General features: G+C 74.2%; 11 protein-coding genes. 9 read left to right on the top strand and 2 right to left on the bottom strand.

The features are described 5' to 3' along the window. Positions 1 to 46 precede the first annotated feature (46 nt). The 4 genes from DFQ13_RS01835 (at position 47) to DFQ13_RS01850 (ending at position 4,200) form a co-directional block, all read left to right on the top strand. Positions 47 to 949, top strand: coding sequence for a WcbI family polysaccharide biosynthesis putative acetyltransferase (locus DFQ13_RS01835; protein ID WP_110078563.1), 903 nt, complete (start codon positions 47 to 49; stop codon positions 947 to 949). Between the two features lie 138 nt (positions 950 to 1,087). Further along, on the top strand, positions 1,088 to 2,188 hold the full coding sequence (locus DFQ13_RS01840) for a glycosyltransferase (RefSeq protein ID WP_110078564.1): 1,101 nt from the start codon (positions 1,088 to 1,090) through the stop codon (positions 2,186 to 2,188). Positions 2,189 to 2,192: 4 nt separating this feature from the next. Next, positions 2,193 to 3,212, top strand: coding sequence for a glycosyltransferase (locus DFQ13_RS01845; RefSeq protein ID WP_110078565.1), 1,020 nt, complete (start codon positions 2,193 to 2,195; stop codon positions 3,210 to 3,212). Between the two features lie 169 nt (positions 3,213 to 3,381). After that, the gene (locus DFQ13_RS01850; RefSeq protein ID WP_110078806.1) at positions 3,382 to 4,200 is read left to right on the top strand and encodes a glycosyltransferase family 2 protein; all 819 of its coding nucleotides are present in this window, start codon (positions 3,382 to 3,384) and stop codon (positions 4,198 to 4,200) included. Positions 4,201 to 4,266: 66 nt separating this feature from the next. Here the strand turns inward: DFQ13_RS01850 and DFQ13_RS01855 are convergent, their stop codons facing one another. Continuing rightward, positions 4,267 to 5,451, bottom strand: coding sequence for a zinc-dependent alcohol dehydrogenase (locus DFQ13_RS01855; protein WP_035281522.1), 1,185 nt, complete (start codon positions 5,449 to 5,451; stop codon positions 4,267 to 4,269). Between the two features lie 183 nt (positions 5,452 to 5,634). Between DFQ13_RS01855 and DFQ13_RS01860 the strand changes: the two genes are divergently transcribed. The 4 genes from DFQ13_RS01860 to DFQ13_RS01875 all read left to right on the top strand — a co-directional run bounded on the left by DFQ13_RS01860 (position 5,635) and on the right by DFQ13_RS01875 (position 13,186). Beyond that, positions 5,635 to 9,771 (top strand): SpoIIE family protein phosphatase, encoded by a 4,137-nt coding sequence (locus DFQ13_RS01860; RefSeq protein ID WP_233438221.1) that lies wholly within the window; start codon positions 5,635 to 5,637, stop codon positions 9,769 to 9,771. A gap of 85 nt (positions 9,772 to 9,856) precedes the next feature. Continuing rightward, positions 9,857 to 10,909 (top strand): YihY/virulence factor BrkB family protein, encoded by a 1,053-nt coding sequence (locus DFQ13_RS01865; protein ID WP_110078566.1) that lies wholly within the window; start codon positions 9,857 to 9,859, stop codon positions 10,907 to 10,909. Between the two features lie 102 nt (positions 10,910 to 11,011). Next, positions 11,012 to 11,764: a ZIP family metal transporter gene (locus DFQ13_RS01870; protein ID WP_035281517.1), complete on the top strand. Its 753-nt coding sequence runs from the start codon at positions 11,012 to 11,014 to the stop codon at positions 11,762 to 11,764. A 366-nt stretch (positions 11,765 to 12,130) separates the two neighbouring features. Continuing rightward, positions 12,131 to 13,186, top strand: coding sequence for a HesA/MoeB/ThiF family protein (locus tag DFQ13_RS01875; protein WP_110078567.1), 1,056 nt, complete (start codon positions 12,131 to 12,133; stop codon positions 13,184 to 13,186). Positions 13,187 to 13,261: 75 nt separating this feature from the next. On the opposite strand, the gene DFQ13_RS01880 is transcribed toward DFQ13_RS01875, so the two are convergent. After that, positions 13,262 to 14,167 (bottom strand): SDR family oxidoreductase, encoded by a 906-nt coding sequence (locus tag DFQ13_RS01880; protein WP_110078568.1) that lies wholly within the window; start codon positions 14,165 to 14,167, stop codon positions 13,262 to 13,264. Between the two features lie 81 nt (positions 14,168 to 14,248). Here DFQ13_RS01880 and DFQ13_RS01885 point away from each other — a divergent pair, with 81 nt between their 5' ends. Beyond that, the gene (locus DFQ13_RS01885) at positions 14,249 to 14,806 is read left to right on the top strand and encodes a TetR/AcrR family transcriptional regulator (protein ID WP_110078569.1); all 558 of its coding nucleotides are present in this window, start codon (positions 14,249 to 14,251) and stop codon (positions 14,804 to 14,806) included. The last annotated feature ends 8 nt before the right edge of the window (positions 14,807 to 14,814 follow it).

Raw genomic sequence — 14,814 nt, forward strand, 5'->3', positions numbered from 1 at the left:
CGGCGAAACTTCGGCGACCACGGCGCACCTGGGGCAGGATCGCGCGGTGGACAACGGGCGACGAGCGCACTACGCGGACTTCTACGGGGCGACCACCGGCGGCGATCCGGTCGCGGTGGTGCTCGGCAACTGCCAGGCCGAATCGTTGCGCGTGCTGCTGGCGGGCTCGCCGACGTTCCCCGTTCCCACCGTCCGCGTCCCACCCGTGCACGAGCTGACGGCCGACGACCTGCCCGCCCTCGACGCCCTCCTGGGGCGCACTGTGTTGTTTGCGACACAACCGGTCCGCGATGATTACCGAGACCTCCCGTTGGGAACCCGGCAGGTCCTCACTCGACTGCCGCCGAATGCCGCAGTGGTCCGGTGGCCGGTCATCCGCCACTACGGGCTGCACCCGTTCGCCGCGATCGTGCGCCACCCCGACGACCGCTCGCTCGTGCCGCCGGTGGTGCCCTACCACGACCTGCGCACCCTCACCGAGGCCGCCGGGGTGCCCTGGGAACCGGACCTGTCCCCGGCTTCGGTGCGCGCCGTGGCGGCGGCCTCCGTGGCCGACCTCGCCGAGCGGGAACGGCGGGCCGGTGTCGACGTCACCGTGTCCGACCTGCTGCGGGACGCGGGCGCGTCGGCGGCGAACACCCTGAACCACCCGGGGAACCCGGTGCTGATCGGCCTCGCCCGGCGCGTGCAGCGGGCCTTCGGCGCACCCGCCGACGCCGCCGACCCCGGCCGGGTGCTGCTCGACAGCGTGCACGCGCCGCTGACCGAAGCCGTGGTCACCGGGCTGGGATTGGACGTCGAACCGAGGGAGCACTGGATCGTCGGCGGGACACCGGTCGACGACGCGGAGGTCCGTACGGCCCAACGGCGTTGGTACGCCGACCACCCGCGGTGGGTGGACAGCGGGATGGCCCGGCACGCCGCCCGACTGGCCCTGCTGGGCCGGTGAGCACCCGTTCGAGTTGTGCGCCCGCACCACCCAACCGATGATGAGCGCGCGGACCGCCGACACCGGCGCCGCTCCCCACCGGCCCGGCACGCTCCAGTGCCGCGGTCGACGCTCCCGCACGGCAGATCCGGAAGGACCATGGCGACTCCACGCTGCGCAGACGAGCGGCCCAGCACGGCGCCGCTGCGCATCGCCGTCATCGCCTCCGCCCGCTACCCCATCCGCCAACCCTTCGCGGGCGGCCTGGAGGCGCACACCTGGCAGCTCGCGCACCGCCTCGGCGCCCGCGGCCACCGGGTGCACGTCTACGCGGGCGCCGATTCCGACCCGGGTCTCGACGTCCGGGTGCTGCGCGCGCTGCCCGCCCTGTCGCGGGCCGCCCGGCAGGACGTCAGCATGCCCGCGGAGTACTTCCTGGCCGAGCACCACGCCTACCTGTCGCTCATGCTCTCCCTGGCCGCCGGGCAGGACTACGACGTGGTGCACAACAACTCCCTGCACTACCTGCCGATCGCCATGGCCTCCAGCCTCACCGCGCCGCTGCTGACCACCCTGCACACCCCGCCGACGCCGTGGTTGGAGTCCGCGCTGGGCATCGAACCCGGCACGTGCGCCCACTTCGCCGCCGTCAGCCAGCACACCGCCGACGAGTGGCGGGGCAGCGTGCCGGTGAGCACCGTCATCCGCAACGGCGTCGACCTGGACCGGTGGCGACCCGGGCCCGGGGGCGGGCCGCCGGTGTGGTCCGGCCGCGTCGTCCCGGAGAAGGGCCCGGAGGAGGCCATCCGCGCCGCCCGGCTGGCGGGCACCGGCCTGCGGCTGGCCGGACCGTGCCCGGACCCCACCTACTTCCGCGAGCGGGTGCGGCCACTGCTCGGCGACGGGGTCGACTACGTCGGGCACCTCGACCACGCCGCGCTCGCCGACCTGGTCGGGTCGGCCACCGTCGCCGTGGTCCCCCCGTGCTGGGACGAGCCCTACGGCCTGGTCGTGGCCGAGGCGCTGGCCTGCGGCACCCCGGTGGCCGGGTTCGCCAGGGGAGCCCTGCCCGAACTGCTCGACGACGCCACCGGCGCCCTCGCCGCCCCCGGCGACGTGCCGGGCCTGGCCGGGGCGATCCGGACCGCGTCCGGGCTCGACCGCGTCGCCGCCCGCCGCCGCGCCGAGGCCACCTGCTCGGTCGAGGCCATGGTGGACGGCTACGAACGCCTCTACCGCGAACTGGTGCGGGGGGACTGACGCTGTGATCGCCTACTACGTGCACCACCACGGCAGCGGCCACCGCCACCGCGCGGTGTCCATCGCCCGCCGACTGCGAACCCCGGTCGTCGGGCTCTCCAGCGCGCCCGAGCCCGACGGTTGGCCCGGGGAGTGGGTGCGCCTGCCGGACGACGCGGACGGTGTGGACACCGCGACGGCGGACGTCACCGCGCACGGCACCCTGCACTGGGTTCCGCTCGGCCACCAGGGGCTGCGCGCCCGGATGGCCGCGGTGAGCGCCGTGCTCGCCCGCCCCGACGTGCGCGCCCTGGTCTCCGACGTGTCCGTGGAGATCGCGCTGCTCGCCCGGTTGCACGGGGTGGCGGTCGTGGTCATGGCGCAACCAGGGGACCGGCTCGACCCGGCCCACCGGCTCGCCTACGACGCCGCCGAGCGGCTGCTGGCCCCGTGGCCCGCCCGGCCGCAACCCGGCTGGCCCGCGTCCTGGACGGCCAAAGCGGTCCACCTGGGCGCGGTGTCGCGGTTCGACGACCGGACCGCGCCGGACCCGCCGGGGCCGGGCCGGGTGCTCGCGCTGTGGGGCACCGGGGGGACCGAGGTCGGTGCGGCGGAGGTGATCGCCGCCGCCGAGGCCACGCCCGGGTGGGAGTGGGAGGTCGCGGGTCCGCCGTCGGCCGAGCCGGGGCCGGGGAACCTGCGGTGGCGGGGCTGGCTGGCCGACCCGTGGCCCGCGCTGGGCGCGGCCGGGGTGGTGGTGACCCACGCGGGGCAGAACGCGCTCGCCGAGGTGGCCGCCGCCCGCAGGCCCGCGGTGGTGATCCCGCAGCCGCGCCCATTCGGGGAGCAGCGGGCGACCGCGGCGGCGCTGTCGCGCGGGCGGCTGGCGGTGGTGGTCCCGGCGTGGCCCGCGGCCGAGCGGTGGCCGGGGCTGCTCGACCGGGCGGTGCGTCGCGGTGGGGACCGGTGGTCGCACTGGTCGCGGGGCGACGGTGCCGCTCGTGCCGCCGCCCTGCTCGACGAGCTTGGCGGTTCCGCGCGGTGAGCGGAGTGTGCGCGGCGGTCGCGACGCGGGAGGGAGACTGGCGCGTGGCGGGTGGGGGCTTGGTGATCGGCTGGTGGTGGAGTCTGCTTCGCCGGGCTGTGCGTCGCGGTGGGGACCGGTGGCCACAAGGCGGCGGTGCCGTACCCGGGCGCCTCGGTGGTGCCGCGTGGTGAGCCGGACGGCGGTCGTCACCATCACCCGGGGGCGGGCGGGGCACCTGGCGTTGCAGTGCCGTGGTCTGGCGGCTGACCCGCCGGACCTGCACGTCGTCGTGGGGATGGGGGAGCGGCCGGAGCCGCCCGTGGTCCCCGGGTGCGAGCAGGTCGTGGTGGTGCTGCCGGACCACGGCGGGCCGCTGCCCCTCGCCGCGGCCCGCAACCGGGGAGCGGACGAGGCGATGGGGGCGGGTGCGGAAGTGCTCGTCTTCCTGGACGTGGACTGCATCCCGGGTCCGCGGGCGGTCTCGCGCTACCGGGAGGCGGTCAGCGCGGCGACCGGGCCCGCGCTGTTCTGCGGGCCCGTGGCCTACCTGCCACCCCCGCCGCCTGAGGGGTACCCGGCGACGGGGCTCGCCGCGTTGGCTCCGCCGCACCCGGGCCGCCCGGCCCCGGATGACGGGGTGCTGCTGCGCGATGACCGCTTCGAGCTGTTCTGGTCGCTGTCCTTCGGGGTGTCGGCGGAGAGCTGGCGGAGCTGGGGCGGTTTCCACGAGGGCTACCGCGGCTACGGCGCGGAGGACACCGACTTCGCCCTCACCGCCGCGGCGGCGGGTGCCCGCCTGTACTGGCTCGGCGGCGCCGACGCCCACCACCAGTACCACCCGCCGACCCGCGAGACGCCTGCCCGGGCCGCGGAGATGGTGCACAACTCCCACCTGTTCCGCCGCCGCCACGGGTACTGGCCGATGCGCGACTGGCTGCACGACCTCGCCCGCGACGGCCTGGTCGACTTCGACCCGGACGCCGACGTGCTGCGCCTGCGCGGCTGAGCCCCCGCACCCAACGAAGAGACCGTCCCCTCGCGATGCGAGGGGACGGTCTCCGTGGTCGTGGGGTCAGGGGGTGAACAGGATCTTGACCGCGCCGTCCTGCTTGCGCTGGAACATGTCGTAGGCCTCGGGGGCCTGCGACAGCGGAACCTTGTGGGTGGCGAAGGTGTCCACGCCGAGCGGGTCGTCGTCGGTGAGGTGCGGCAGGATGTCGTCCACCCAGCGGTGGACGTTGGCTTGGCCCATGCGGAGCTGGATCTGCTTGTCGAACATCGTCAGCATCGGCAGCGGGTCGGCCATGCCGCCGTAGACGCCCGACAGGGAGATGGTGCCGCCGCGGCGCACGATGTCGATGGCCAGGCGCAGGGCCTCCAGGCGGTCGACGCCCGCGGTGCGCATGAACTTCTCCGCCAGCGCGTCCGGGAGGAAGCCGGTGGCCTGCTGGGCGAGCTTCGCGACCGGCGCGCCGTGCGCCTCCATGCCCACCGCGTCGATCACCGAGTCGGGTCCGCGCCCGTCGGTGAGGTCGCGCACCGCCTCGGTGAGCTTCGCGCCGTGCTCGCGCAGGTCGAGGGTGCGCACGCCGCGGGCGGTGACCCGGGCGAGGCGCTCGTCCACCAGGTCGATGCCGATCACGTTCTCGACCCCGTTGAGGCGGGCGATCCGGGTGCACATGTCCCCGATCGGCCCCAGGCCGATGACCGCCAGGGACCCGCCCTTGGGCACGGCCGCGTACTGCACCGCCTGCCACGCCGTGGGCAGCACGTCGGACAGGAGCACGAACCGCTCGTCCGGCGGACCCTCCGGGACCTTGATCGGCAGCTTGTCGGCGAACGGCACCCGCAGCAGTTCCGCCTGCCCGCCCGGCACCGCGCCGTAGAGCTTGGTGTAGCCGAACAGGGAGGCGCCCATGCCCTGCTCGCGCACCTGGGTCGTCTCGCACTGCGAGTGCAGGCCCTGCCCGCACATGAAGCAGTCGCCGCAGGAGACGTTGAACGGGACCACGACGCGGTCGCCCACCTTCAGCGACGTCACCCCGGGGCCGACCTCCTCGACGACGCCCATGGGTTCGTGGCCCAGGATGTCGCCCTCGGTCAGGAACGGGCCCAGCACCTCGTACAGGTGCAGGTCGGAACCGCACAGCCCGGACGAGGTGATCCGCACGATGGTGTCGGTCGGGTCCTGGATCACCGGGTCCGGGTGGGTGTCCACCCGGACGTCCCGCTTGCCGTGCCAGGTCACTGCCTTCATGGTGCCCTCCGGGGCGGATCAGGGTTTCAACCGTTGCCCCCGCTTACCCGGTGGGGACACGGGCAAACGCGCGGCGTCGCCCGTCCGGTGTGCGCGGCGCCCCCGGATGGGGCAGGGTGGGACGATCTCAGCCGACCCCCCGAGACCACGGGGCCGGGGACCTGTCAGGGAAGGACCTCTGTGGTGCGTGCGCAGGGAGAGCTGGAACTGTTCTTCCCCGGCAGCGGTGAGATGGCCCGGCGGATGCGCGCCCACCCGTGGGGGGACACCCCGCTGGGTGAGCCCGCGGACTGGCCGGAGAGCCTGCGCACCGCGGTGCGGATCTGCCTGACCTCGCGGTTCCCCATGATCGTGTGGTGGGGGAGCGAGCTGGTGTTCCTCTACAACGACGCCTACCTGCCGTCGCTGGGCGACAACCATCCGGCGCTGGGCAAGCCGGGGTCGCGGGTGTGGACCGACATCTGGCACATCATCGGGCCGATGCTGGAGTCGGTGATGCGCACCGGGGAGGCCACCTGGTCGCAGGACATGATGCTGCCGACCGCCCGGCACGGGTACCTGGAGGAGACCTACTGGACCTACTCCTACAGCCCGGTCTTCGGCGACTCGGGCGAGGTGCTGGGGGTGTTCACCGCCGTCAGCGACACCACCGAGCAGGTCGTCGGCGAGCGGCGGCTGGCGGTGCTGCACGACCTGGGCGCGCAGACCGGCCGGGCGCGCACCGTCGCGGAGGCGTGCCACCTGGTGGCCGAGGTGCTGCGCCGGGCGGAGTCCACGCTGTCCTACGCCGCGCTGCACCTGCGCGACCCCGACGGGCTGCGGCGGGCCGCTGCCAGCCAGGACGTGACCGGGGACGAGCCGTGGCCGGTGGCCGAGGTGCTCGCCAGCGGCGAGGCGGTGTCGCTGGACGACGTGGCCGAGCGCGCGCCCTGGCTGACGACCCGGGACTGGGCGCAGCGGCCGAACGAGGCGCTGGTGCTGCCGCTCACCGGGGAGACCGGCGGGCGGACCATCGGGGTGGTCGTGCTCGTCGCGCACGCGGGCCGCAGGCTCGACGAGGCGTACCGGTCGTTCCTGACCCTGGTGGCCCGCCAGACCTCCGACCTGGTCAACGCCGCCATCGCCTACGAGGCCCAGCAGCGGCGGGCCGAGGAGCTGGCCGAGCTGGACCGGGCCAAGACGCTGTTCTTCTCCAACATCAGCCACGAGTTCCGCACCCCGCTGACGCTGATCATGGGGCCGTTGCAGGAGCTGCGGACCGCCGCCGCGGCGGCGGGCGACGAGCGGGCGAGCGCGGAGCTGGAGGTGGTGCACCGCAACGGGTTGCGGCTGGGCAGGCTGGTGAACACGCTGCTGGACTTCTCCCGCATCGAGGCGGGCCGGATGCGGGCCCGCTTCACCCCGGTCGACCTCGGGGTGCTGACGGCGGAGCTGTCGAGCGTGTTCCGGTCGGCGGTGGAGCGGGCGGGCCTGGACTTCGAGGTGGACTGCCCGCCGCTGCCCGACGCGGTCTACGTGGACATCTCCCTGTGGGAGAAGGTCGTGCTCAACCTGCTGTCCAACGCGCTCAAGTTCACCTTCGACGGCGCGATCCGGGTGCGGACCGCCGCCGAGGACGGGCACGCGGTCGTGACCGTCGCCGACTCCGGCATCGGCGTCGCCGAGGACGAGCTGCCCCGGCTGTTCGAGCGCTTCCACCGCGTGCACAGCGCCCGCGCCCGCTCCGGGGAGGGCAGCGGGATCGGGTTGGCGCTGGTCCGCGAGCTGGTGGGCCTGCACGGCGGCACGATCGACGCCGAGAGCCGGGTGGGCGTGGGCACCACCTTCACCATCCGGCTGCCGCTGGGCGCCGACCACCTGCCCGCCGAGGACGTGGCACCCGCGGGCGAGCGCACCCCGTCCACCGCGGACGCGGACCCGTACGTGCAGGAGGCCCTGCGGTGGCTGCCGGACGCGGGCGCCGGGGCGGGCGACGGGGCGCCGGTGACGCTGCCCGCGGTGGGGGAGTCCGCGGCCGTGCGGGCGCCGCGGCGGACGCGGGTGCTCGTCGCCGACGACAACGCCGACATGCGCGACTACCTGGCCCGGCTGCTGCGCGCGGGCGGCTACACCGTCGACCTGGCCACCGACGGGGTCAACGCCAGGGAGGCCGCCGTCGCCGACCCGCCGGACCTCATCGTCAGCGACGTGATGATGCCCCGGCTCGACGGGCTCGAACTGGTCGCCGCGCTGCGCGAGGAACCCCGCACCGCCGCGGTCCCGGTGCTGCTGCTCTCCGCCAGGGCGGGGCAGGAGGCCTCCATCGAGGGGCTGGCCGCCGGGGCCGACGACTACCTGGTCAAACCGTTCTCCGCGGCGGAGCTGCTGGCCAGGGTGCGCGCCAGCGTGCAGCTCGCCCGGCAGCGCAACCACCACACCCGCTGGCGGACCGCGCTGGTCGACTCGCTGCACGAGGGGTTCTTCGTCTGCGCCGACGACGGGTCCATCGTCGAGGCCAACGCCTCGTTCGGCGACATCCTCGGCTACGGGGTGGAGGGCCTGCCGTACCGGCCGCCGCACCCCTGGTGGCCCGACCCCGACGCCGACCCCGACGCCCACCGCCGGGTGCGGGAGGTGTTCGACCGGGTCATGGTCGACTCGGCGGACACCTGCGAACTGCCCGCGATCCACCGCGACGGCCGCGACCTGTGGATCTCCGCCTCCTTCGCCCCGCTGGAGGACCCGGAGACCGGCAAGCGGGTGGTGGTCGGCACCTTCCGCGACATCACCGACGAGCACCACGCCATCCAGCGCGAGACCGCCCTGGCCCGGCTCAACGCGGCCCTGTCGCAGGCGGACACCGCCGCGGAGGCGGTGCGGACCGTGCTGCCCCTGCTGCGCGCGCTCTGGCTCGCCGAGCACGCCCTCGCCGTGACCTTCCGGCGCTCGGGCGACCCGGAGGTGTTCGGCGACGGCGGCGACTTCACCGGGCCGGTGGAGTGGGAGCGGCTGGACCAGGCGACCCGGACCGCGATGCTGGACGTGGCCGGGCTGCCGCCGCTGACCCCCGCGATCAGCCCGGAGGGGTTCGTCGCCATCGCCATGGAGCACCCGGACGGCATCCTGGGCATCCGGATCGACCTACGCGGGCGCCGCCGCGTCGGGGCCGAGGACCGCACCCTGCTGTCCCTGCTCGCCGGGCGCCTCGGGCAGGGGGTGCAGCGCGCCCACCAGATCGACCAGCAGCGCGAGGCGGCGCTGGCGCTGCAACGGGCGATCCTCGGGCCGCCGCTGCTGCCGATCGGCATCGCCGCCCGCTACGAGCCCGCGACCCGACCGCTGAGCGTGGGCGGCGACTGGTACGACACGGTGGAGCTGTCCGACGGCCGGATCGGCATCGTCGTCGGCGACTGCGTGGGCAGCGGCCTGCCCGCGGCCACCGTCATGGGCCAGTTGCGCAGCGCCTGCCGCGCCCTGCTGCTGCGCTCGGCCGACCCCGCCCAGACCCTCGACGACCTCGACCAGTTCGCCACCAGCCTGCCCGGCGCGATCTGCACCACCGTGTTCTGCGCGGCGCTGGACACCCGCACCGGGCACCTGACCTACGCCAGCGCCGGGCACCCGCCCGGCGCGGTCGTGCTCCCCGACGGCACCACCCGGCTGCTGGACGGGGGGCGCTCGGTGCCGCTGGTCGTCGACCCCGCGCCGCGGCGGACCGCGGCGGAGTTCGTCGTCCCCGCCCGCGCCACCCTGCTGCTCTACACCGACGGCCTGGTCGAGCGCCGCGGCCACTCGGTGGACGACGGGGTCGACCAGGCGGCCTCGGCGCTGCGCTCGGGGCGGGGCAAGTCCATCGACGACCTCGCCGACCACCTGATGGGCGAGCTGGCCCCGGCCCCCGGCTTCGACGACGACGTGGCGCTGCTGCTCTACCGCCACCCCGGCCCGCTGGAACTCGCCTTCACCCCGGCCACCGGCGAACTGGCCCGCATCCGCGCCGCCTTCGGCGACTGGCTCGACCGCTGCGACATCGACGCCGAGCAGGCCACCGACATCATGGTGGCGGTCGGCGAGGCGTGCGCCAACAGCATCGAGCACAGCGACCAGGCCTGCACCGACACCGCGGTCCTGCGCGCCACCGCCACCCCGGACACCCTCACCGTCACCGTCACCGACAAGGGCCGCTGGCGCCCGCCGAACCCGTCCCCGGAGAGCACCAGGGGGCACGGCCTGACCATGATGCGCGGGCTGGTCGACGAGGTGGCCATCGACAGCCCGGACACCGGCACCACCGTCCGCCTGCGCGTCGACCTCGCCCTCGACGGTCGCCCCGGCGTTTAGGCGCTGGTCACCGGGGTCACCGCGAGCAGGTGTTTTGCTCGGCGCGGACGGCGGTACTCGGGGGGCAAAACCCTGTGGAGGTCCGATGCCCGCCGAGGCGAAAACACCCACTGACCTGCCCAAGCGGTCGTGGAAAGACACATTGGTCCGCACCGGTAAAGGTGTGGTCAAGGACAACCTGACCGACTGGGCCGCCGCCCTGACGTACTACGCGGTGCTGTCGCTGTTCCCGGCGATCATCGTGCTGACGTCGATCACGGCGATGCTCGGCCCGTCGGCCACGCAGAACCTGACCGACAGCATCAACGACCTGGCGCCAGGTGAGGCGGCGAAGATCCTGACCGGCGCCATCGAGGAGTTGCAGGGCAGCGCGAGCATCGCCGGTCCGATCGCGATCATCGGTCTGCTCGGTGCACTGTGGACGGCCAGCGGGTACGTGGGCGCGTTCATGCGGGCGTCGAACTCGATCTACGAGATGCCCGAGGGCCGCCCGGTCTGGAAGACCATCCCGATGCGGCTGGGCATCACCGCCGCGGTCGTCCTGCTGTTGGCGCTGTGCGCCGCCGGTGTGGTCGCCACGGGCGGCATCGCGGAGAAGATCGGGTCGGCGCTCGGGATCGGGTCGACCGGGGTGATGATCTGGGACATCGCCAAGTGGCCGGTCATCGCGGTCCTGGTCTCCATCGCGATCGCGCTGCTGTACTGGGCGTCGCCGAACGTGCGCCAGCCCGGGTTCCGCTGGGTCACCCCCGGCGGCGTGGTGGCCGTGGTGGTCTGGGTCGTCGCCTCGGCCGGGTTCGCGCTGTACGTGGCGAACTTCAGCTCCTACAACAAGACCTACGGCTCGCTGGGTGGCGTGATCGGTTTCCTGGTGTGGCTGTGGATCTCCAACCTGGCCATCCTCTTCGGCGCCGAACTCGACGCCGAACTGGCCAGGGCGCGCGCCATCGACCACGGGGTGCCGGAGGACAAGGACCCGTTCCTGCCGCCGCGCGACACCCACTCCTTCGACGACGCCGAGAAGGCCGCGGTCGCCGACATCCCCGAGCAGAACGACCACCGCAAGTCCGACTCGCGCGAGTCCGACGAGGTGGCGAAGGCGGGCACCGGCCGCGGTTCCGACCGCTCCCGGGACTGACCAGGCACGCGGACAACCCTGATTCGACTGGTGGACACCGCCGGACCCGTGTAGGTCTGGCGGTGTCCACTGTCCACATCGGTACAACGGGAGGTGACGGACTTGCCACAGTTCCTCGCGGCGGGCGGCTGGGGTCTGCTGGCCGGTTCCGCGCTGCTCGTCGGCGCGCTGTTCGGGTTCCTGGCGAAGGTGCCGGGCAAGGTCGTGGCCGCGGTCATGGCCTTCGGCAGCGGCGTGCTGCTGTCCGCGGTGTCCTTCGACCTCATCTCCGAAGCCGAGGAACAGGGAGGGCTGCTCGCCACCGCCGTCGGCGCGGTGGCGGGTGCGGTCGTCTACACCCTCGCCAACGTCGCCCTCGCCCGGCGCGGCGCCCGGCACCGCAAGCGCTCCGGCGACCAGCAGCCCTCGGAGTCCGAGCAGTCCGGGTCGGGCACCGCGCTGGCCCTGGGCGCCCTGCTCGACGGCGTCCCGGAGTCCATCGTGATCGGCACCAGCCTGCTCGGCGGCGGCTCGGTCAGCGCCGTCACGGTGGCCGCGGTGTTCATCAGCAACGTCCCCGAGGGCCTGTCCAGCGCGTCCGGGATGCGCAAGGCGGGCCGCTCGGCGCGCTACGTGTTCGGCCTGTGGGGTGGGATCGCGGTCATCAGCGCCATCGCGGCGATGGTGGGCAACGCCCTGCTCGGCGGCGCCCCGCCCGCCGTGCTCGCGGCGATCACGGCGGTGGCGGGCGGGGCGATCCTGGCCATGGTCACCGACACGATGATCCCGGAGGCGTTCGAGCAGGCCCACCTGTGGATCGGGCTGATCACGGTGAGCGGCTTCCTGATCGCGTTCAGCCTCTCCCACCTCGGCTGACATCCCGCGCCCGGCACTCCCACCGGCTTGCCGTCGACCCCGCGCACGCGGGAGCGGTCCTCGGTGTCGGCCTCCTCGCCGTCCTCTTCGCCGTCCTCCGCCGCGGCGGGGTCCGGGGTGTCCAGCTTCGTCCGGGAAAGTCCAGGACAGGCCGTCCCCGCCCCCGCGGCTTGCTTCCATCGGGGCCGTCGAGCACGGGGGGAGGTGACCTGATGATCATCATCGAGATCCGCGAACTGCCGGTGGCCGAGGCCAGTGGCCCCACCTGGGAGCGCCCGCTCCCGCGATGACCGCTCGCGGGTGGGGGCACCCCGCCCCCACCCGCGCGCTCCACCCCCCCGGCGGCTCCAGGAGAGGACCACGCGGATGCGGTTGCCCAGGGTCAAGGGCGTCCACCGCCCATACCGGACGAACGGCGCGATCCGGATCGGCGGCGCGGCCTTCGGGGTGGCCGCCGAGATCGCCGACCCGGACGGCGTGGTCTGGTCGCTGCTCACCGCGATGGACGGCACCAGGACACCCGCCCAGGTCGCGGCCGCGGTGCGCGCCGACCGCCCACACCTGCCCGAACCCGCCCTGGTCGGTGCGATCGACCAACTGGTGGCAACCGGTTTCCTGGAAGACGCCGCGACCGCGGGGGACCCGGCGGTGGGAGAGCGGTACTCGCGGTCCACCGCCTACTACAGCTACGTGGACCGCACCCCCCGCGCCTCGATGACCGAGGTGCCCCACCTCATCGCCGCCGCCCACGTCGCCGTCCTGGGGGTCGGCGGCGTCGGCTCGACCGCCGCCCACGCCCTCGCCGCCTCCGGGGTCGGCGGCCTGACCCTGATCGACCCGGACGTGGTCGAACTGTCCAACCTGAACAGACAACTGCTGTTCACCACCACGGACATCGGCCGCCCCAAGGTCGACGCGGCAGCGGAGCGGTTGACCGAATTGCGCCCTGACCTCGCCGTGGACGTCCGCCACTCGGCGCTGACCTCGGCCGCCGAGATCGCGGACCTGTTCGCCGATTCCCAGGTCGTCCTGCTCTGCGCCGACACCCCGGCCGAGATCGAACAGTGGTGCAACACGGCCGCGCTGACGACGACCACCCCGTGGGTCAGCGGCGCTTACGACGGCCCGCACGTGTGCGTCACCCGCTACGACCCACCGCACGGCCCCTGCTGGCGCTGCCTGCGCCTGCAGCACTACGACCGCGACCCGCTGCCGGGCGAAACCACCCCGCACATGGCCACCGCCGCGACGACCGGCCTGGCGGGCAACCTGACCGCGCACGTGGCACTGGCCCAGATCACCGGCGTCGCACCGCCTCCGGCGGGGGTCCCGGTCGTCTGGAACGCCGTGGCCCTGGGGCACGCCTTCGCTGTTCCGGTCCACCCCGATCCAAGCTGCCCGGACTGCGCCCACCGCTCCTAGGTGTGCCTCCGCCTGGGACACTCGTGAGGTGGTGCTCGGTCGGCTTCGGGGTGGTCGAGCGGCTGTGAGGCGGGTCTAGGCCGAGGCCGCCCGCGCGTAGGCCCCGGCGGCGATGTCCTCCAGGAGGGTCGGGCCGGTCGGGGTCCAGTTCAGGAGTTGTCGGGTGCGGGTGTTGGACGCGACGACGTCCATGCCGAAGAAGCGGCCGAGCCAGCCGAAGTGGGCGTCGGCGTCCTCGGGGGCGACCGAGACCGTCGGCAGGCCCAAGTGCGCGGCGATGGCGGCGGCGATGTCTCGGGAGGGGACGCCCTCCTCGGCGACCGCGTGCAGCCGGGAGCCCGCCGGGGCCTTCTCCAGGGCCAGCCGGACCATCCGGGCGGCGTCCGAGCGGTGCACGGCCGCCCAGCGGGTGGAGCCGTCGCCGATGTGGCCCGAGGCCCCGTGCCGCTTGGCCAGGCGGGTCAGTTCGGCGGTGAAGCCGTGGTCGTCCACGCCGTGGACGGTGGGGGAGAAGCGGAGCGCGACCGAGCGGACGCCGCGGTCGGCGTGGTCGAGGGCCAGGTTCTCGCTGCCGCCGCGCATGGAGTCGGCGCCGCGGAAGGGGGAGGGGTCGTCCTCGGTCACGGGGCGGCCGGTGACCCCCGACGCCAGACCGGAGGCCAGCAGGAACGGGCGACCGCTGCCCTCCAGCGCGTCGAGCATCCGCTGGACGGCGGTGTGCTCGGTGCGGCCCGCGCCCGCGTAGTCGGAGAAGTCGTGGTTGAAGGCGAGGTGGATGACGCCGTCGGCCGCGGCGGCAGCCGCGGCCAGGCTGTCGGGGTCGTCGAGGGTGCCGCGGTGGGCGGTGGCGCCCTTGGCCGCCAGGGCGGCGGCCGACTCCGCGGAGCGGGCCAGGCCGACGACCTCGTGGCCGTTGGCGAGCAGCTCGTCGGTGACGGCCGAGCCGATCCAGCCGGAAGCGCCGGTGACGAAGACGCGCATGGGGGTTCCTCCCGATGATGTCAGTGGCTGACATCAACACTAGCACCGCTTGTCAGTCGCTGTCATCACTACACTCGCGGCATGGGTCGCTGGGAGCCGGACGCGCGCGGGCGGATGATCCGCGCCGCGGTGGAGCTGTTCGACGAGTGCGGCTTCGAGCAGACCACCGCGGGCCACATCGCCGAGCGGGCCGGGGTGACCGAGCGGACCTTCTTCCGCCACTTCACCGACAAGCGCGAAGTGCTCTTCGACAGCACGGGCGCCATGGACCGGGTGACCCGCGAGGCGATCGAGGCCGCCCCGGCCGACCTCCCCCCGCTCAGCGCGGCGCTGGTCGGCGTGGTCGCCGGGGGTGACCTGCTGGCGGACCGGCACGAGCACGCCGCCCGCCGCTCCCGGATCATCGCGGCCACCCCGAGCCTGCGGGAGCGCGAACTGCTCAAGCTGGCCGGGATGGTCACCGCGACGGCGGACGCGCTGCGGGCCCGGGGGGTCGCCGAGCCCGCGGCCAGTCTTGCCGCGCACAGCGCTGTGGCGGTGTTCCAGGTCGCGTTCGCCCACTGGGTCTCGGCGGAGGACCCGCCTGCTCTCGCGGATTGCATCGCGGCTGCGGCGGCGGTGCTGCGCGCCCTGGAGTGACGCGTCGA

Origin of the sequence: Actinokineospora spheciospongiae (genome assembly GCF_003182415.1) — a bacterium.
GTDB lineage: Bacteria > Actinomycetota > Actinomycetes > Mycobacteriales > Pseudonocardiaceae > Actinokineospora > Actinokineospora spheciospongiae.